General features: G+C 65.8%; 19 protein-coding genes. 14 read left to right on the plus strand and 5 right to left on the minus strand.

All coding sequences use genetic code 11. From position 1 onward, the window contains the following. Positions 1–29 precede the first annotated feature (29 nt). The 9 genes from AABQ55_RS04460 to trmB all read left to right on the plus strand — a co-directional run bounded on the left by AABQ55_RS04460 (position 30) and on the right by trmB (position 9457). Positions 30–818: a lysophospholipid acyltransferase family protein gene (locus tag AABQ55_RS04460; RefSeq protein WP_272804235.1), complete on the plus strand. Its 789-nt coding sequence runs from the start codon at positions 30–32 to the stop codon at positions 816–818. Between the two features lie 56 nt (positions 819–874). Beyond that, positions 875–2275, plus strand: coding sequence for a tRNA (N6-isopentenyl adenosine(37)-C2)-methylthiotransferase MiaB (gene miaB / locus AABQ55_RS04465; RefSeq protein WP_272804236.1), 1401 nt, complete (start codon positions 875–877; stop codon positions 2273–2275). A gap of 27 nt (positions 2276–2302) precedes the next feature. Then, entirely contained in the window at positions 2303–3355 is a 1053-nt protein-coding gene (locus tag AABQ55_RS04470; protein WP_244767261.1) for a PhoH family protein, read from the plus strand. Positions 3356–3372: 17 nt separating this feature from the next. Continuing rightward, positions 3373–3882 (plus strand): rRNA maturation RNase YbeY, encoded by a 510-nt coding sequence (gene ybeY, locus AABQ55_RS04475; RefSeq protein ID WP_244767262.1) that lies wholly within the window; start codon positions 3373–3375, stop codon positions 3880–3882. Between the two features lie 9 nt (positions 3883–3891). Beyond that, positions 3892–5043, plus strand: a complete 1152-nt coding sequence (locus AABQ55_RS04480) for a hemolysin family protein (protein WP_272804237.1) — start codon at positions 3892–3894, stop codon at positions 5041–5043. A gap of 112 nt (positions 5044–5155) precedes the next feature. Beyond that, a complete protein-coding gene (gene lnt / locus AABQ55_RS04485) occupies positions 5156–6739 on the plus strand; it encodes an apolipoprotein N-acyltransferase (protein WP_272804238.1) in 1584 nt (527 codons plus the stop codon). Positions 6740–6887: 148 nt separating this feature from the next. Beyond that, entirely contained in the window at positions 6888–7307 is a 420-nt protein-coding gene (locus AABQ55_RS04490) for a helix-turn-helix domain-containing protein (protein WP_064328645.1), read from the plus strand. A 202-nt stretch (positions 7308–7509) separates the two neighbouring features. Continuing rightward, the gene (metK, locus tag AABQ55_RS04495; protein ID WP_272804239.1) at positions 7510–8748 is read left to right on the plus strand and encodes a methionine adenosyltransferase; all 1239 of its coding nucleotides are present in this window, start codon (positions 7510–7512) and stop codon (positions 8746–8748) included. 7 nt (positions 8749–8755) lie between these two features. Beyond that, positions 8756–9457, plus strand: coding sequence for a tRNA (guanosine(46)-N7)-methyltransferase TrmB (gene trmB, locus AABQ55_RS04500; RefSeq protein WP_272804240.1), 702 nt, complete (start codon positions 8756–8758; stop codon positions 9455–9457). An 18-nt stretch (positions 9458–9475) separates the two neighbouring features. Here trmB and AABQ55_RS04505 read toward each other — a convergent pair whose 3' ends face one another. After that, positions 9476–9733, minus strand: a complete 258-nt coding sequence (locus tag AABQ55_RS04505) for a DUF1150 family protein (RefSeq protein ID WP_064332367.1) — start codon at positions 9731–9733, stop codon at positions 9476–9478. 123 nt (positions 9734–9856) lie between these two features. Then, the gene (locus AABQ55_RS04510; protein ID WP_272804241.1) at positions 9857–10288 is read right to left on the minus strand and encodes an Hsp20 family protein; all 432 of its coding nucleotides are present in this window, start codon (positions 10286–10288) and stop codon (positions 9857–9859) included. 184 nt (positions 10289–10472) lie between these two features. Between AABQ55_RS04510 and AABQ55_RS04515 the strand changes: the two genes are divergently transcribed. Together AABQ55_RS04515 and AABQ55_RS04520 are read left to right on the plus strand one after the other, a co-directional pair. Next, complete coding sequence (locus tag AABQ55_RS04515; protein ID WP_272804242.1) at positions 10473–11414, plus strand: nucleoside hydrolase; 942 nt, start codon at positions 10473–10475, stop codon at positions 11412–11414. After that, entirely contained in the window at positions 11414–11773 is a 360-nt protein-coding gene (locus AABQ55_RS04520; RefSeq protein WP_272804243.1) for a hypothetical protein, read from the plus strand. Before AABQ55_RS04515 ends, AABQ55_RS04520 begins: the two co-directional genes overlap by 1 nt. 102 nt (positions 11774–11875) lie before the next feature. Here AABQ55_RS04520 and AABQ55_RS04525 read toward each other — a convergent pair whose 3' ends face one another. The 3 genes from AABQ55_RS04525 to AABQ55_RS04535 form a co-directional block, all read right to left on the minus strand. Beyond that, positions 11876–14212, minus strand: a complete 2337-nt coding sequence (locus AABQ55_RS04525; protein ID WP_272804244.1) for a methyl-accepting chemotaxis protein — start codon at positions 14210–14212, stop codon at positions 11876–11878. 282 nt (positions 14213–14494) lie between these two features. Continuing rightward, a complete protein-coding gene (locus tag AABQ55_RS04530; RefSeq protein ID WP_244767271.1) occupies positions 14495–15394 on the minus strand; it encodes a ribokinase in 900 nt (299 codons plus the stop codon). 44 nt (positions 15395–15438) lie between these two features. After that, the gene (locus AABQ55_RS04535; RefSeq protein WP_272807388.1) at positions 15439–16611 is read right to left on the minus strand and encodes a DNA recombination protein RmuC; all 1173 of its coding nucleotides are present in this window, start codon (positions 16609–16611) and stop codon (positions 15439–15441) included. A gap of 146 nt (positions 16612–16757) precedes the next feature. Between AABQ55_RS04535 and def the strand changes: the two genes are divergently transcribed. The 3 genes from def to truA all read left to right on the plus strand — a co-directional run bounded on the left by def (position 16758) and on the right by truA (position 19071). Further along, complete coding sequence (gene def / locus AABQ55_RS04540; protein WP_244767272.1) at positions 16758–17282, plus strand: peptide deformylase; 525 nt, start codon at positions 16758–16760, stop codon at positions 17280–17282. 101 nt (positions 17283–17383) lie between these two features. Continuing rightward, positions 17384–18328, plus strand: a complete 945-nt coding sequence (gene fmt, locus AABQ55_RS04545; RefSeq protein ID WP_272804245.1) for a methionyl-tRNA formyltransferase — start codon at positions 17384–17386, stop codon at positions 18326–18328. Next, positions 18328–19071 (plus strand): tRNA pseudouridine(38-40) synthase TruA, encoded by a 744-nt coding sequence (gene truA / locus AABQ55_RS04550; RefSeq protein ID WP_272804246.1) that lies wholly within the window; start codon positions 18328–18330, stop codon positions 19069–19071. Before fmt ends, truA begins: the two co-directional genes overlap by 1 nt. The last annotated feature ends 13 nt before the right edge of the window (positions 19072–19084 follow it).

The raw sequence follows: 19084 nt of genomic DNA on the forward strand, positions 1-19084 counted from the left end.
CCGGTTTTCTCCCAGCGACCGGTGCCCCTTTGATCGTCTGGCTGCGTCTTGCCGTCGCTTTCCTCGTGCTTAGCGCGGTGACGGCCGTCTTGCTGCCCGTCCAGCTCGTCGGCCTGCGCTTCAACCTGAAAGTCCGCCGCCGTCTGCCGCGCCTCTGGCACCGTGTCGCCTGCTGGGTGCTCGGCCTCCGGGTGCGGGTGCATGGCACGCTGGAGGCGAAACGGCCGTTGCTGCTTGCCTCCAACCATGTCTCCTGGAAGGACATCCTGGTGCTCGGCTCGGTGGCCGATGTGGTCTACATCGCCAAATCCGAGGTGCGCGGCTGGCCGGTCTTCGGCATCCTCGCCCGCCTCCAGGCGACGATCTTCGTGGAACGCGACCAGCGCCGGAAGACCGGCGACCAGGTCGACGAGATCGCGCGGCGGCTGACGGCCGGCGAGATCGTCGTGCTCTTCCCGGAGGGCACGACTTCGGACGGCAACCGCCTGCTGGAGATCAAGACCTCGCTCTTCGGCGCGGCCGCCTCCGCGGTGCCGCACGCGCCGGGCGGTGTCGTGCATATCCAGCCGGTCTCGATCGCCTATACCGGCGTGCACGGCATGGCCATGGGGCGCTTCCATCGACCGCTCGCCGCCTGGCCGGGCGATATCGAGCTCCTGCCGCATCTCCTCGGCGTCGCGCGCGAGGGGGCGGTGGATGTCGATGTCGATTTCGGCGAGCGGGTGGACTATTCCCGCAGCAGCAACCGCAAGCAGGTCAGCCGCACGGTCGAGGCACGCATTCGCGCCATGCTGGGCGCGCGCTTGCGCGGCCGATAGTCCGGGGAACGTGACAGGGCTTCATTTTCCGGGGCTTTTCCACTATGGAAGCGGCCATGAGCGAACAATCCCTCCTTCCGCCCGAAGCCGGCGCCACGCCGAACGCGCGTCCGAACACCCGCAAGGTCTTCGTGAAGACCTACGGCTGTCAGATGAACGTCTATGACAGCGACCGCATGACGGATGCGCTGTCGAAGGACGGCTACCAGGCGACGGACGTCCTGGAGGAAGCCGACCTCGTTCTTCTCAACACCTGTCATATCCGCGAGAAGGCGGCGGAAAAGGTCTATTCCGAGCTCGGCCGCCTGCGCGAGATGAAGAAGGCGCGCGCCAAGGACGGCCGCGAAATGGTGATCGGCGTCACCGGCTGCGTCGCCCAGGCCGAGGGTAGAGAAATCCTGCGCCGCGCGCCGGCAGTCGACCTGGTGGTCGGCCCGCAGACCTATCACCGCCTGCCGGACGCGCTGCGCCGCGCCAAGGGCGGCGAGCGCGTCGTCGAGACCGACTATGCCATCGAGGACAAGTTCGAGCATCTTCCCGCGCCGGAAAAGGCGAAGACCCGGGCCCGCGGCGTCACCGCCTTCCTGACGGTGCAGGAAGGCTGCGACAAGTTCTGCACCTTCTGCGTGGTGCCCTATACGCGCGGTTCGGAAGTCTCGCGCCCGGTTTCGCAGATCGTCTCGGAGGCCGAGCGCCTTGTCGAAGGCGGCGTGCGCGAGATCACCCTGCTCGGCCAGAACGTCAACGCCTGGCACGGCCTCGGTCCGGACGGCCGCGAATGGGGCCTTGGCGACCTCCTCTACCGGCTCGCCGGTATCAAGGGCCTCGCGCGCCTGCGTTATACGACCAGCCACCCGCGCGACATGGACGACCGCCTGATCGAAGCCCATCGCGACCTGCCGGCGCTGATGCCCTATCTGCACCTGCCGGTCCAGTCGGGCTCCGATCGCATCCTGAAAGCGATGAACCGGCGCCACACGGCGGCCGAGTATATCGCCCTCATCGAGCGCATCCGCGCGGTCCAGCCGGAACTGGCGATCTCGGGCGATTTCATCGTCGGCTTCCCCGGCGAGAGCGACCGGGACTTCGAGGACACGATGCGCCTCATCGAGACGGTCGGTTATGCACAGGCATTTTCCTTCAAGTATTCCATACGCCCGGGCACGCCCGGCGCGGAGATGGACGGCCATGTCGCGGAAGACGTGAAGTCGGAACGCCTTGAAAGATTGCAGGCTTTGCTGTTTCAGCAGCAGCGCGAATTCGCCCGCGGCTGCGTCGGCAAGGAGATCGACCTGCTCCTGGAGAAGCCCGGCCGCATGCCCGGCCAGCTCGTCGGCCGCTCGCCTTGGCTGCAGCCTGTGAATGTTGATGCAAAAGCGTCTGAAATCGGTGACATTATCCGGGTACGAATCACCGATACCGGGCCCAACAGCCTTTTCGCGCAAGCGATCGGTTGACGGGCGGATCGCAAGGAGCCTGACCGCTTGAACGGACACGAATTGACGACGTCATCGCCGCGCCAGTCGAAAAAAGAGACCGACGCCAATCACTTCGTGCTGACCTTCGAGAACAATCGATACGCAAGCGAGCTGTTCGGCCAGTTCGATCAGAACCTGAAGCTGCTGGAGCAGCGTCTCGGCATCGATGCGCGTGCGCGGGGCAATTCCATCTCCATTTCCGGCGACGTGGTGGCGACCAACCAGGCCCGCCACGCCCTCGATTACCTTTACGACCGGCTTCAGAAGGGAGGCTCGATCGAGCTTTCCGACGTGGAGGGCGCGATCCGCATGGCGATCGCCGCGGACGACCAGCTTTCCCTGCCGACGATGGAGCGCAAGGCCAAGCTCACCATGTCGCAGATCTCCACCCGCAAGAAGACCATCGTTGCCCGCACCCCGATGCAGGATACCTATATCCGCGCGCTGGAGCGGTCCGAGCTCGTCTTCGGCGTCGGCCCGGCCGGCACGGGCAAGACCTATCTCGCCGTCGCCCATGCCGCCCAGCTCCTGGAGCGCGGCGCGGTCGACCGCATCATCCTGTCGCGTCCGGCCGTCGAGGCCGGCGAGCGTCTCGGCTTCCTGCCCGGCGACATGAAGGAGAAGGTCGATCCGTATCTGCGTCCGCTCTATGACGCGCTCTACGACATGATGCCGGGCGACAAGGTCGAACGCGCCATCACCGCCGGCGTCATCGAGATCGCGCCGCTCGCCTTCATGCGCGGCCGCACGCTCGCCAACGCCGCGGTCATCCTCGACGAGGCGCAGAACACGACCTCCATGCAGATGAAGATGTTCCTGACGCGTCTGGGTGAGAACGGCCGCATGATCGTCACGGGCGATCCGAGCCAGGTCGACCTGCCGCGTGGCGTCAAGTCGGGCCTTGTCGAAGCGCTGCAGATCCTCAAGGGCGTCGAGGGCGTTTCGGTTGTCCGCTTCAAGGACGCCGATGTCGTGCGCCACCCCATGGTCGCCCGCATCGTCCGGGCCTATGAAGCCCAGACAGCGGTGCAGGACGAAAGCGAGCAGATGGACCGCTGAGGCGGCTCAAAATTCTGATGAGCGAACTCGATATCCAGATTTCCGTCGAAGACGGCGCATGGCCTTCGGAAGAGCGCCTGCGCGAGATCAGCGAACGTGCGCTCGGCGCGGCCGCAGGTTTCCTCCGGCGGGAGGAAAGGCAGCCCTTCCCGAAGACGGGCGCCCCGGAGGTCTCCCTCGTCTTCACCAGCGACGGGGAGATCCGCGGCATCAACGCGCAATGGCGCAGCCAGGACAAGCCGACCAATGTCCTGTCCTTCCCGGCCTTTCCGCTGACGCCCGGAAAAATGCCGGGGCCGATGCTCGGCGATATCATTTTTGCCGAGGAAACGCTGGCCCGCGAGGCGGCGGATCTCGGCAAGTCTTTCGACGATCATCTCACGCACCTGCTGGTGCATGGATTTCTGCATCTCTTCGGCTATGATCACATGGACGACGAGGAAGCGGAAAAAATGGAGGGGCTGGAGACTCGCATTCTTGCCGAGCTTGGCCTATCTGACCCGTACGGGGATGACCCCGATGAATAGTTTGGACCAATGAGCGACTTTAGAAACCAGTCCGTAGAAACGGAAAAGAGTGAGGCGGACGCCTCAAGTCAGGACGAGGCGGGCAGTAGTAGCAGCGCGCCGAAGCAGGAAAGCGGGGGCCGGACATCCTTCTGGTCCCGCGCCGCACGGCTTTGGCGCATGACGGGTGCCTCCAGCCTGCGCAAGGACCTCGCCGACGCCCTGATGACGGAAGAGAGCGGCGGCGAGCCGACCTTCCTGCCCGAAGAGCGGGCGATGCTGCACAACATTCTTCGCTTCCGCGAGGTGCGGGTCGAGGACGTCATGGTGCCGCGCGCCGATATCGAGGCCGTCGACCAGGACATCACGATCGCCGAGCTGATGGTGATCTTCGAGGATTCCGGCCGCTCGCGCATGCCGGTCTACAATGAGAGCCTCGATGATCCGCGCGGCATGGTTCATATCCGCGACCTGCTCGCCTATGTCACCAAGCAGGCACGCAACAAGCGCCGCACCGGTGCAAAACCGGCTCCCGCCAATGGCGAGAAGCCGACCCGCACGCCGAAGGCCGAATTCGACCTCGGCCGTGTCGATCTGTCGAAGACCGTCGCCGAAGCCGGCATCATCCGCCAGGTTCTCTTCGTGCCGCCCTCCATGCTCGCCGCCGACCTGATGGCGCGCATGCAGGCCGACCGCACGCAGATGGCCCTCGTCATCGACGAATATGGCGGTACGGACGGTCTTGCCTCGCTGGAGGACATCGTCGAGATGGTCGTCGGCGACATCGAGGACGAGCACGACGACGAGGAGGCCATGATCCAGCGCGTCAGCGACGATGTCTTCATCGCCGACGCCCGCGTCGAGCTGGAGGAGCTGGCGGAAGCCATCGGCCCGGATTTCGACATTCGCGAGCAGCTCGAAGACGCCGATACGCTCGGCGGCCTGATCTTCGCCTCGCTCGGCCGCATCCCGGTGCGGGGCGAGGTGGTGCAGGCGGTGCCGGGCTTCGAGTTCCACGTTCTCGACGCCGATCCGCGCCGCGTCAAGCGGGTGCGCGTCACGCGCAAGCGCGCCGGCTCCGTTCGCCGCCGCGAGCGCAAGCCGGAGGGCGAGGGCCTGCCCCTTGCCGGCGACCGGCCGAAACTGCCGGAACAGCAGAACGACGGGGCGAACGCCGAATAGGCGGACGGCCCCCTTGAAAAATGATCTGCGCCTTGTGCCGCCGTGACGCGGGACAAGGCGCTGGTTTTTTGGAAGACTGGCGCGGCTGATTCGGGGACATGAAGGGGACGGCATGGAGCGGCTTGCGGGCAGGGTCATGCTCCTGTCTGGGACGAGACGGGCGCTTTTGGCATTTCTTGCGGGCCTGATCGGGGTGCTGGCACTGCCGCCCTTCGGTTTCTTCGCAGCGCTGTTCGTCTCCTTTACCGTGCTCGTCTGGTTGCTCGACGGCGCCAGCGCCGCGCCGGAGGCCGGTTTCCTGCGGCGTCTGGCGCCTGCCTTCCGCATCGGCTGGTTTTTCGGCTTCGGCTACTTCGTCGGCGGGCTGTGGTGGCTCGGCAATGCGCTGCTCGTCGAGGCGGATGCCTTTGCCTGGGCGCTGCCGCTTGCCGTCTTCGGCCTGCCGGCCTTCCTTGCTTTCTACTATGGTCTTGCGGCCGCGCTCGCCCGCCTCCTCTGGTCGGACGGCATGGGCCGCATCGCCGCGCTCGCCTTCGCCTTCGGCATTGGCGAATGGCTGCGCGGCACGCTCTTCACCGGCTTTCCCTGGAATGCCGTCGGCTACGGCGCGATGCCCGTGCCGCTGCTCATGCAAGCGGCCGGCGTCGTCGGCATTGCCGGCATGAATGCGCTTGCCGTCTTCGTTTTCGCCGCGCCGGCATTGATCGGCACGCGACGCGGCCGGGGCCCCGGCCTTTCGCTCGCCGTCCTGCTCTTCGCGGCCCAGCTCGGTTACGGCTACTATGCCCTGAACATCGTGCCGGCGCCGGAAGACGAGGCGACCGTCATCCGCCTCGTCCAGCCGGTGATCGACCAGGCGCTAAAGCTCGACGACGGCGCCCGCGCCGAGATCTTCGAGCAGCATCTGGCGCTGAGCGCCGCAAGTCCGGCGGCGGGCGGCAGGAGGCCCGACATCATCGTCTGGCCGGAGACCTCCATCCCCTTCATCGTCACCGACAATCCGGATGCGCTGGTGCGCATCGCGGCCGTGCTGGAGGACGACCAGGCGCTGATCGCCGGCGCCGTGCGCACCGAAAGCGCCGGTTCCGGCAAGGCGCCGCGCTACTACAACTCCATCTATGCCATCGACGGCCGCGGTCAGATCACCGGCGCGGCCGACAAGGTGCATCTCGTTCCCTTCGGCGAGTACATGCCCTTTGCCGATATTTTCGAAAGCCTCGGCGTGGATGCCGTCGCCATGCCGGGCGGCTTTTCCGCCGCCCGCGAGCACCAGCTCCTGAATGCGCTTGGCAAGGGTCTCTATCCGCTGGTTTGCTACGAGGCGATCTTCCCCTCCGAGATCAACGGATCGGCGGAAACGGCCGCTGCTCTGCTGAATGTCACCAACGATGCCTGGTTCGGCAGGACGCCCGGCCCCTACCAGCATTTCCAGCAGGCAAGGCTGCGCGCCGTCGAACGCGGCCTGCCACTGATTCGCGCCGCCAACAACGGTATTTCCGCCGTGGTCGATGCGAAGGGCAGGGTGGTGGAAGGCCTTGCCCATGATGTCCCGGGTTTTGTCGATGCAACTATCCCGGGAAGATTTGCGGCTGCAGACCGGGCAAAGCAGCAGAATTGGTCGTTTCTGATTGTTCTCGGCGTTCTCTTCGCAATGGCGGGCATTTCTAGCATTGGTTTTAGAAACAGGACGAATTGACCAAAAACCCCTAAAATAGCATAGTGCACGCCGCCGGCGGTTCTCCTGTATTGTGGTGACCTTCAGGGTTTGCGCATACAACGTGGCGTTAAGTTTTCGTTAAGGCTGCCGGCAGGGTGGGGCCATTTCTGCGCGTTAGGACACATTGATGATGGAAAACAAGAAGAAGCCGAATCCGATTGATATTCACGTCGGTAGCCGGATCCGGCTTCGCAGGACCATGCTCGGCATGAGTCAGGAGAAGCTGGGCGAAAGCCTCGGCATCACCTTCCAGCAGATCCAGAAATACGAGAAGGGCACGAACCGCGTCGGCGCCAGCCGCCTGCAGAACATTTCGAGCATTCTCAACGTGCCCGTCTCCTTCTTCTTCGAGGATGCGCCGGGTGAACAGGCGGACGCCCAGGCGGGCTTTGCCGAAGCGTCGAGCTCCAACTACGTGGTCGACTTCCTGTCCTCCTCCGAAGGGCTCCAACTCAACCGGGCCTTCGTCAAGATCGGCGATCCCAAGGTCCGCCGCAAGCTCGTGGACCTCGTCAAGGCGCTTGCCGCCGAGGCCGAACTCGAGTGATCTCCGCGTGAGATCTGGAAGAAAAAGGCGGTCCTACGGGGCCGCTTTTCATTTGCGCGCGCTTGTGTCGCGCCCGCGACGACTGCGGCAAAACACCCGGAAAGCCGGGACATAAACATATTCTTATGTCCTTCTGCGCTTGTTTTTCCTCCGCGAACTGAATAACAACGTCGAAGTCCATTTCTTTGAGGGGAATTCCCGCATGCGCAGCAGCTATCTCTTCACCAGCGAGTCCGTCGCCGAGGGTCATCCGGACAAGGTGTGCGACCGCATCTCCGACGAAATCGTCGATCTGGTCTACCGCGAAGCCGTGAAGTCGAAGGTCGATCCGTGGTCGGTCCGTATTGCCTGCGAGACGCTTGCGACGACCAACCGCGTGGTGATCGCCGGTGAAGTGCGCCTGCCGCCGAGCCTGCTGAAGAAGGACAAGGACGGCAACGACGTCATCAACCCCTCCAAGTTCAAGTCGGCCGCCCGCAAGGCGATCCGCGACATCGGCTACGAGCAGGACGGCTTCAACTGGAAGACGGCGAAGATCGACGTGCTGCTGCATTCCCAGTCCGCCGACATCGCCCAGGGCGTCGACAACGCCGCCGACAAGCAGGGCGACGAGGGCGCCGGCGACCAGGGCATCATGTTCGGCTACGCCTGCCGCGAAACCACCGAGCTGATGCCGGCGCCGCTCTACTATTCGCACCGCATCCTCCAGCTTCTCGCCGAAGCTCGCAAGAAGGGCGAGGGCGATGCCGGCAAGCTCGGTCCGGACGCCAAGAGCCAGGTGACCGTGCGCTATGTCGACGGCAAGCCGGCCGATGTCGCCTCCATCGTGCTGTCCACGCAGCATCTCGATGACAGCTGGGATTCCAAGAAGGTCCGCGAGGTCGTGGAACCCTATATCCGCGAGGCGCTGAACGGCCTGAAGATTGCCGACGATTGCTCCTGGTACATCAACCCGACCGGCAAGTTCGTCATCGGCGGCCCGGACGGCGATGCCGGCCTCACCGGCCGCAAGATCATCGTCGACACCTATGGCGGCGCGGCCCCGCATGGCGGCGGCGCCTTCTCCGGCAAGGACACGACTAAGGTAGACCGGTCGGCCGCCTATGCCGCGCGCTACCTCGCCAAGAACGTCGTCGCCGCCGGCCTTGCGGACCGCTGCACGATCCAGCTTTCCTACGCCATCGGCGTCGCCCAGCCGCTCTCGGTCTATGTCGACCTGCACGGCACGGGCAAGGTGAGCGAAGACGCCGTCGAGGCCGCGGTCCGCAAGGTCATGGACCTGTCGCCGTCGGGCATCCGCCGCCACCTCGACCTCAACAAGCCGATCTACGCCAAGACCGCCGCCTACGGTCATTTCGGCCGCAAGGCCGGCCGCGACGGCTCGTTCTCCTGGGAGCGCCTCGACCTCGTCAAGGCCCTCAAGGAAGCGTTGAAGAACTGAGGCCGACATGACGGATGCAGAGCGCCGCAGCCGCGCGAGCGAGGCCTTCTTCGGTCGCCGCAAGGGAAAACCGCTCAGGGAGCGGCAGGCGCAGCATCTTCAGACCGTGCTGCCGGTGCTGAAGGTCGATCTTTCGGCCCCGGCGCCGGCGGACATTGCGGCGCTCTATGATTTCTCGCCGGCCCGGACACGCCTCGAAATCGGCTTCGGCGGCGGGGAGCACCTCATTCATCGTGCGCAGGAAGCGCCCGATACCGCCTTCATCGGCGTCGAACCCTTCGTCAATTCGATGGCGAAGCTGATCGGCAGCGTGGAGGAAACGGGCGCGAAGAATATCCGGCTCTATGACGACGATGCGACGGCGCTGCTGGATTGGCTTCCGGCGGCCTCGATCGATCAGATCGACCTGCTCTATCCGGATCCGTGGCCGAAGAAGAAGCACTGGAAGAGGCGGTTCGTCTCGAAGGTCAATCTCGACCGCTTTGCCCGGGTGCTGAAGCCCGGCGGACTCTTCTGCTTCGCGTCCGACATCGACACCTATGTCAACTGGACGCTGATGCACTGCGGGTCTCATCCCGCTTTCGTGTGGACCGCCGAAAACGCGGTCGACTGGCTGACGCCGTTTGCCGGCTGGCCGGGCACGCGCTACGAGGGCAAGGCCAAGCGCGAGGGCCGCAAGTCGGCCTATCTCACCTTCCGCCGTCTCTGACGGAAGGCTTTTCCGGCATCAGTGCAGGCTGACGGTGCGCAGGTCGTCCTCGGCCGCCTTGTAGAAGGTGCTCGAACGGTTGTCCGTCAGGAGGATCGGCGTGCCGTCGGCGCCGAACAGGGCCCACAGATCCAGGCTCGGGTCGATTTCCGGCGCTTCCGGGAAGACGCGCGAGACTTCGTCGGCCTTCATCTTCCGGATGTAGCCGACTTCGCCGGCGCCGAGATGCGCAAGATCCGCCTTCGAAACGGTGGGGGTTACAGTCTTCAGTCCCATCTTTGCCTCCATGGCAGGGCCGGCCACCGGACGTCCATGGCCACCATGGCCCATCGGTACGTCAGGCGATCAGGTTACGCTTGAAACGTTCCGGCGGGTGTTCCCGCAGGAACGGCTCATGATCTAGTCTGATACGGAAATGTTAATTTTCTTTACCATTCGCACAGGCTCGGGCCGCACGAGATCGACCGCGAGCAGGCCGTTCTTCAGCTCCGCTCCCAAAACGCGCATGCCGTCGGCAAGCACGAAGGTGCGCTGGAACTGGCGGGCCGCAATGCCGCGGTAGAGATAGTCCCGCTCGCCGCTGTCGACCTGGCGGCCGCGGATGACGAGCTGGTTTTCCTCCGTCGTCACATCGAGCTCGTCTTCGGAAAAACCCGCGACGGCAAGGGTGATACGCAGCCGTTCCGGTGCGCCTGTCTCGCCGTTCGGCCGCAGCCGCTCGATATTGTATGGGGGATAGCCATCATTGCCCTTGGCGATGCGCTCAAGGGTCTTTTCCATGGCATCGAAGCCCAGAAGCAGCGGGCTCGTGAAAGGGGTCATGCGTGACATGCGTCTAGTCCTTGGCTTTCAAGCGACTTCGGCGGGACCCGACCTCGGCATCCCGATGGCTGCAATATGGGGATTGCCGGCGCAGGGCGCAAGACGCTTGCGAATGGCGATTTCGCAAATATAGTCGCCGCTTCGCCCGCGTAAGGCGGGCCAAGAACAGAACCAGCGAGGAAACGGAGACGGCATGTCTGAGCCACGGAAAATCATCATCGACACGGATCCCGGCCAGGACGATGCCGCCGCGATCATGCTGGCGCTCGGCAGCCCCGAACTCGATATCCTCGGCATCACCACCGTCGCCGGCAACGTGCCGCTGGCGCGCACCTCCAGCAATGCCCGCATCATCCTGGAATTCTGCTCCCGCACCGACGTGAAGGTCTATGCCGGCGCCGACAGGCCGATCGCCCGCCCGCTGGTCACCGCCGAGCATGTGCACGGCAAGTCCGGCCTCGACGGCCCGGAACTGCACGAGCCGCAGATGCCGCTGGAGGCCCGGCATGCCGTGGATTTCATCATCGAGACGCTGCGGCGCGAACCGGCCGGCACGGTGACGCTCTGCACGCTCGGCCCGCTGACGAACATCGCGACGGCGCTGGAGAAGGCGCCGGACATCGCCGGCCGCGTGCGCGAATTGGTCATGATGGGCGGCGGCTTCTTCGAGGGTGGCAACATCACGCCGGCTGCAGAATTCAACATCTATGTCGATCCGGAAGCGGCTGCCGCCGTCTTCAGGTCCGGCATCCCGATCGTCATGATGCCGCTCGACGTCACCCACAAGGTGCTGACGCTGAAGAGCCGCGTCGCCAGGCTGCGCGAGATCGGCAGCCGCCCCGCCAAGGCCCTCGTCGAGATGCTTGATTTCTTCGAGCGTTTCGACGTCGAAAAATACGGCTCCGACGGCGGCCCGCTGCACGATCCGACGGTCATCGCCTATCTCCTGAAGCCGGAGTTGTTCTCCGGCCGCGACTGCAATGTGGAGATCGAGACCGCCTCGCCGCTCACGACAGGCATGACGGTGGTCGACTGGTGGCAGGTCACTGGCCGCAAGCACAATGCGCGGGTGATGAAGGACGTCGATGCCGACGGCTTCTTCGCTCTTCTCGCCGAGCGCGTCGGCCGTCTCTGATGCGTGGCCCCCGCAGCGCCGGGCCGGGCGCCGAAGGTCGTTTCCACACGGAGATGATGGGCCTTTACGACCGCTTCGCGGCGCTCGGCTTCCGCCCGGTCCTCCTGCGCCGCTTCGTGCTGCTCAACGGCGGCGTGGCGGCGGCGAAGGAACTCGTCTTCAAGCCCGGCACGACCGGGCTGGAACGGCTGCTCGACGCGGGCAAGGCCGAGCTTTCCATGGAGGCGCTGATGCTGCGGCCCGAATACCGGAGCCTGTTTTCCGACCTGGAACTGAAGGAGGCTTCGCAGCGCCTCGCCAGCGCCAGCCGTTCGCGCTCCCGCGGCCGGCTCCAGGCAAAGCCGACGGAGCGGACATAGCCCTTGCCGGCACGGCTGTCCCCGTCATCCGCCTGCAATCCGTTCCTCCCCGAAACAAAAAGGCCGGTGTCTCCACCGGCCTTTTTCGTCATTCGGTCCGTCTCAGAACTCTTCCCAGTCGTCCTGCGCCAGCGCCGTGTTGCCGGCGACCTGCGGCATGGCGCGGGCCGCGGCGCGCGGCGCCTGGTAGGCGGCGCGCTGCGGCTGGACGTCGTGGCGGGTCGCCTGCTGCACGGGCTGGGCAGAGGCCACGGCGGTGTTTCCGGCGCGGAAGCGGGCGACGAGCGACTTCAGCGTCTGGGCCTCGTCGTTCAGCGCCATGGAGGCGGCGGTGGTCTCCTCCACCATCGCGGCGTTCTGCTGCGTCACCTGGTCCATCTGGTTGACGGCCGCGTTGATCTCCTTGAGGCCGACGGCCTGTTCGGAGGCGGATGAGGAGATCTGGCGGATGAGGCCGTTGATCTGGATGACCTGCTCTGCGATGTTCTCCAGCGCGCTGCCGGCCTTGCCGACGAGATCGACGCCCTCGCGGACCTGTACCTCGGAGGTGTTGATCAGCGTCTTGATCTCCTTGGCGGCATTGGCCGAGCGCTGGGCAAGCTCTCGCACCTCCTGGGCGACGACGGCAAAACCTTTGCCGGCTTCACCTGCACGGGCGGCCTCGACACCGGCATTCAATGCCAGCAGGTTCGTCTGGAAGGCGATGTCGTCGATCACGCCGATGATGTTGGAGATTTCCCGCGAGGAGTGCTCGATGCCGTGCATGGCGCCGATCGCCTTCTGCACGACCTCGCCGGACTTGCTGGCGTCGTCGCTGGCCGTTTCCACCGACTTGGCGGCGACGCGGGCGTTTTCCGCGCTGGAATTGACCTGCGAGGTGAGCTGGTCGAGGGCGGCCGCCGTCTCTTCCAGGCTTGCCGCCTGCTGTTCGGTGCGGTGCGAGAGATCGGCCGCGCCCTTGGATATCTCGCCCGTGCCGCCGCCGATATTGCCGACCGAGGCATTGACCGTCTGGATCGTCTCCTCGAGGCTGGCGATCGCCGAGTTGAAGTCGTTCTTGAGCTTGCCGTATTCGCCCGGGAAATCGCCGGAGAGACGGAAGGTCAGGTTGCCCGAGGAAAGCTGGGCAAGGCCGTCGCCGAGGCGGGCGACGATGTCGCGCTGGAGGGCGCTCGATTCGGCGCGCTCGGCTTCCGAGCGGTTGCGCTCGGCCTCGGTCAGCTGGCGCTGGTTGTCGGCCTCGGTTTCGAGGCGCTTGGTGTCGGCGAGCTGGTGGCGGAACCCTTCCAGCGCCTTGGCGACCGAGCCGGTCTCGTCCGACCGCTCCTGGCCGGCGATCGGCTGGGTATAGACGCCGCTGCTGAGCGTCGCGACGCCGGAAACGAGGCCGGCGAGCGGCTTTTGCACGAAGAAGCGCACGGCGAAGTAGAGGCCGGCGAGAACGGCGCCGAGAACGATCAGGCCGCCGAGGATCATCATGCGGGTCTGGTCGTCGACCGGTGCGTTGATCGCGGCGCGCGGCACGTCGACCAGCACGACCCAGGTCGTGTTGATGTCCGGCAGCGCGAAGGGGTAGACGACGCGGTCGAAGGCGGCGAGCTCGTCGAAGGAGAGGTTTTCGATACGGCCGGTCTTGCCCGTCGCAAGCGCCTCCTTGATGATGTCGGCGCCGCCGCCGTCATAGTCCGTCATCAGGAGATCTGCGTTCGGCGCAACGATCCACTTGCCGGTTTGCGACAGCAGCATGACGCGGCCTTCGCCGAAGGGCTTCAGCTGGCTGAGCTTCTCGTTCAGCGTCTTCAGGGAAACGTCGACGCCGGTGACGCCGATCAGCCTGCCGCCCGGGGCGACCGGAAAGGCGATGGAGGCCATGGTGAAGCCTTCGCCGGTCGAGCTTTCCTTGTAGGGCTGGCTCATGGCGCCCTTGCCGCTGCCGGCGGCCAGCGAATACCATTCGGCCTTGTAGTCGGATTCGAAGGTGGAGAGCGCGATGGAGCCATCCTTGCGCTTCGTCCAGTACGGGTTGAACGAGCCGTCCTTGAACGTGCCGGTTTCCAGCTGTTCGGCCGTCTCGCGCGACTTGCCGTCGAAGGCGTTCGGCTCCTCGGCAAACCAGCTGCCGAGCGCGAAGCTGTTCTTTTCCGCGTTCGCCTTGATGATATCCACGACTTCCTTGCGGTCGAAGTGCCCGCCCGCATGACCCTGTTCGATCACGCCCGCCATGGAGCGCGCGGCGCTGGCGAGCTGGCCGATATCGGTCGCGATGTCGGCGGCGATCGCCTTCGCCTCGGTATCGGCTTCGGAATAGACGAGAGCGGCGACGCGGCTCTGCGTCTGGCCGATGAGTACGGTGTTGGAGGCGAGCATCACCAGGGCGATGGTGCCGCCGGTGACCGCGATGAGCTTCGTCGCAAGCGACTTGGCCTGGAACTTGAACATAAAAACCTCACGATGAGAGACGTCCGCGGCGGGCACCGCGGAGGAGCACAGTCGTTTGCGGGGGGGCTCCATCATGGAGGGCACGGCGCGCAACCAGCGCCAGAGATGGCCGGTCTCAAGGGCCGGAATCTGAAGATTTCAGTAACCCATAAAATATTAATAAATAGCCAAGCGTCGCCGCCACTTCTTGGCGCAACCGGCTGATTTCTCGGGCGTCGCAGCCAATGCGACGCCCGATGTGTCAATTGCGAAATCCGGCGGGCGGCGCGGCCGCGCCACCGTTTAGATTTCGGCGTCGACGGCGGGGGCGAAGGGGATGGAGGGCTGGGCGCCGGGCTTCAGGCAGGCGAGCGATCCGGCGACGGCGGCGCGGCGCAGCGCCTCCTTGAAGCCGAGCCCGGCATCGAGCGAGGCGGCGAGGTAACCGCAGAACGTGTCGCCCGCACCCACCGTGTCGACGGGCTCGATCTTGAGGCCGGCGGCGCGGAAAATCTCGTTCCTGCGGATCGCGACGACGCCGTCGGCGCCGAGCGTGACGATGATCGTCTGGCCGCTGCCCGCATGCAGCGTGCGCATGGTCGTCTCGCGTGCCTCGTCAGAGAGTTCGCCCTTGCCGACAAAGAGGTCGAATTCCGTCTCGTTGGCGACGAGGATGTCGGCCATCGCGCCGAGACGACGGGCATCGGCGCTGAAGGGCGCGATGTTGACGATCGAGATGACGCCCTTCTGCTTGGCGCTGACGAGCGCGGCCTCGATGGCGGCATTGGGAATTTCGAACTGCAGCATCAGGTAATCGCCGCGCGTCATGCCGCCGACGGTGCGCTTCGCATCCTCCTCGCTGACGGTGCCGTTGGCGCCCGGCACGACGACGATGACGTTCTCGCCTTCGTCGTCCACGAGGATATGGGCCGTGCCGGTCGCCTCGGCGGCGGAGCGCACGCCGTTGAGATCGACGGCGGCGTCGGCGAGCAGCGCCAGCGCCTGGCTGCCCAGTCGGTCGTCGCCGACGGCGCCGGCCATGCGCACGATCGCGCCGGCGCGGCGGGCGGCGAGCGCCTGGTTGGCGCCCTTGCCGCCGGCGGCGGTGGTGAAGCTGCTGCCCATCACCGTCTCGCCCGGCTTCGGCAGGCGTTCTGGCGTGGCGATGAGGTCCATGTTGATGGAGCCGAAGACGGTGATCATGAGAGGTGCCCCTTGTCGTTTCCGCCGGACACTGCCCGAGGCGGTCAGTCCTCGTCAACCACCCTCAGCCGAAGCTGCCCCGTCCGGGTCTCGACGGCCGTCTCCGCAGGCGCGGAAAGCGCCGATGCCGTCTCGAATTCCATGTCCCCGATGCGCGCGCCACGCCGGGTGAGCTTCTCCGTCGAGGTCAGGATGAGGTCGACATCCTTCTGCGCGGCGGTGAAATGGCCGGAAAGCTTGCGCACCCGGTCGTCGAGCCGCGTCAGGTCGTCCATCAGCCGGGCGACCTCGCCCTGGATGACATGGGCCTGCTCGCGCATGCGCTGGTCCTTCAGAAGCGCCTGCAGCACCTGCACGGAGAGCATGAGCAGCGACGGCGAAACGATGACGATGCGCGCCCGGTGCGCCCGCTGCACGATGGCCTCGAAATTCTCGTGGATGCTGGCGAAGATCGATTCGGAGGGCACGAAGAGGAAGGCGGTGTCCTGCGTCTCGCCGGCGAGAAGATATTTTTCGGCGATATCGCGGATATGGGTCTCCATGTCGCGGCGGAACTGCTGTGCCGCGAGCTTGGCGGCCTCGGGGGAGCGCCCGTCCGACAGCGCATTCCACGCCTCCAGCGGGAATTTCGCATCGACGACGAGAGGCGGCTGGCCGTTCGGCATGCGGATCGTGCAGTCGGGCCTGACGCCGTTGGAAAGCTGCGCCTGGAACTGGTAGGCGCCGGGCGGCATGGCGTCGGCGATGATCGTCTCCATGCGCGACTGGCCGAAGGCGCCGCGCGTCTGCTTGTTTGAGAGGATCGCCTGGAGGCCGACCACGTCCTTCGCCAGCGACTGGATGTTGCTCTGCGCATTGTCGATCACGGCAAGCCGTTCCTGCAGGCGGCGGAGGTTCTCGTGCGTCGAGCGGGTCTGCTCGGAGATCGACTGGCCGATCCGCTGCGTCAGGCCGTCGAGCCGGGCATTGATCGCCTGGTTCGTCTCCGATTGCTTCGCGCCGAAGACGTCGGCCATGGCGGCGACGCGTCCCTGCATTTCCGTCTGTGCCTTCAGGAGTTCGGCAAAGCGCAGCTCCGCCATCGCCGCCGCCTCGCGCTGGCGCGCCTGGCTGCGGCGGGCCGAAAGCAGGCCGAAGACGGCGATCAGCACGGCGGCGAGCAGCACGAGCGCCGGGCCGGGGCCGCCGAGCCGGGCAAGGAGGGAGGCGAGCAGCATGTCAAAGGTCGGATCGATCATGCCGCGACCATAACACGGATTGCGGCGGAAACCAGATCATAACGTGAACGGATGCGCAGGACATGCTACGCTGGCGACGGTCGAAGCCGATTGAAAGCGTCAAAAAACCGCGCTAAGGAGGCGAGATGACCATCAAGCCGCTGATTATCCTTCCCGATCCGATCCTCCGCCAGGTTTCGAAGCCCATCGAGACCGTCGACAGCGAGGTGAAGGCACTCGCCGACGACATGCTGGAAACCATGTACGATGCGCCGGGCATCGGCCTTGCCGCGATCCAGATCGGCGTCGCGCGCCGCATGCTGGTGCTCGACGTCTCGAAGGAGGGCGAGGACAAGAAGCCGCTCGTCTTCATCAATCCGGAAGTCGTCTCCGCCTCGGATGCCCGCTCGGTCTATGAGGAGGGCTGCCTGTCGATCCCGGATTATTATGCCGAGGTCGAGCGCCCCGCCGCCATCACCGTCAAGCATCTCGACCGCGACGGCAAGGAGCAGCTGACGGAGGCCGACGGCCTGCTGGCGACCTGCCTGCAGCACGAGATCGATCACCTCAACGGCGTGCTGTTCATCGACCATATTTCCAAGCTGAAGCGCGAAATGGTGATCCGCAAGTTCACCAAGGCGGCGAAGCTGCGCGGCAGCAAGGCGCTCTGAGGCGACAACCAGGCGCTTGCCGCCCAGGCTTTGTTTCATGCAATTCCGGCCGCAAAGCCGCTTCGCGCTTTTGCTGGAACCGCTTTCCTGGAGGCTGACCGATGGCCCTTCGCATCATCTTCATGGGCACGCCGGATTTCTCCGTGCCGACGCTTGAGGCGCTGGCGGAGGCCGGCCACGAGATCGTCGCCGTCTATTCGCAGCCGCCGCGCCCGGCCGGCCGCCGCGGCCTCGAACTGGTGAAGTCGCCGGTGCACCAGGCGGCCGAAAGGCTCGGGCTTCCCGTCTTCACCCCGCTCAATTTCCGCGAGGAGGCCGACCGCGCGGCCTTTCGCGCGCTGAAGGCGGATGTCGCCGTCGTCGTCGCCTACGGCCTCCTGCTGCCGGAGGCGATCCTTACCGGCACCCGGCTCGGCTGCTACAACGGTCATGCCTCGCTGCTGCCGCGCTGGCGCGGTGCAGCGCCCATCCAGCGGGCGATCATGGCGGGGGACGCGGAAACCGGCATGATGGTCATGCAGATGGAGAAGGGCCTCGACACCGGCCCGGTCGCGCTGACCCATCGCGTGGCGATAAGCGACACCATGACGGCCGGTGAGCTGCACGATACGCTGATGCAGGCGGGCGGCGCCCTGATGGTGGAAGCCATGGCGAATCTCGAAGCCGGCGATCTGCCGCTGACCCCGCAGGCAGAGGAGGGCGTGCTCTACGCGGCCAAGATCGACAAGGCCGAGACCCGCGTCGATTTTTCCCGTCCCGCCGGCGACGTGCACAACCATATCCGCGGCCTCTCGCCCTTCCCCGGCGCCTGGTTCGAGCTGCCGGTCGGCGGCAAGCCGGAGCGGGTGAAGGTTCTGGCGAGCGCGCCGTCCGGTGAAACCACGGCGAAAGCCGCCGGCACGGTTCTCGACGACCGGCTCACGGTCGCCTGCGGTGACGGCGGGGCCGTCCGGCTCGTGCGCCTGCAGAAGGCGGGCGGCAAGCCGCTCGACGCGGCCGATTTCCTGCGCGGCACGCCCGTCGCGGCCGGCCAGGTCATCGGCTGATGCCGCGCTACCGCCTCCGCATCGAATATGACGGCACGCCCTATGTCGGCTGGCAGCGGCAGGACAACGGGCACTCCGTGCAAGGCGCCATCGAGGCGGCCATCCTGTCGCTCACGGGCGAGACCGTCTCGATCCGCGGCGCGGGGCGCACGGATTCGGGCGTGCATGCCATGGGGCAGGTGGCCCATGCGGACCTTTCCCGGCTGTGGAAGGAGCACACGCTGCGCAACGCGCTCAACGCCCATCTCGGCATGGCCGGCGAGCGGATCGCGATCCTCGATGCGGCGGCGGTGCCCGACGATTTCGACGCCCGCTTCTCGGCGGTGAAGCGGCACTATCTCTACCGCATCATCTCGCGCCCAGCGCCGCTGGCGCTGGAGGCGAACCGGGCCTGGTTCGTCGCCAGGGCGCTCGACCACGAGGTGATGCATGCCGCCGGGCAGATGCTCGTCGGCAGGCACGACTTCACGACCTTCCGTGCCGCCCAGTGCCAGGCGAACAGCCCCGTGCGCACCATCGACCGACTGGATGTGACGCGCAGCGGCGACCTGATCGAGATGCGCGTCTCGGCACAGAGCTTCCTGCACAACCAGATCCGCTCCTTCGCCGGCACGCTGAAGCTGGCGGGCGAGGGCAAGTGGACACCGCAGGACGTGCGCGCGGCGCTGGAGGCGCGCGACCGCAAGGCCTGCGGCCCCGTGGCGCCGCCGGACGGGCTCTATTTCATGGCTGTCGACTACTAGGCGGCCCGGAGGG

Source organism: Shinella sp. WSD5-1, from assembly GCF_963942435.1.
GTDB classification, from domain to species: Bacteria; Pseudomonadota; Alphaproteobacteria; order Rhizobiales; family Rhizobiaceae; genus Shinella; species Shinella yambaruensis.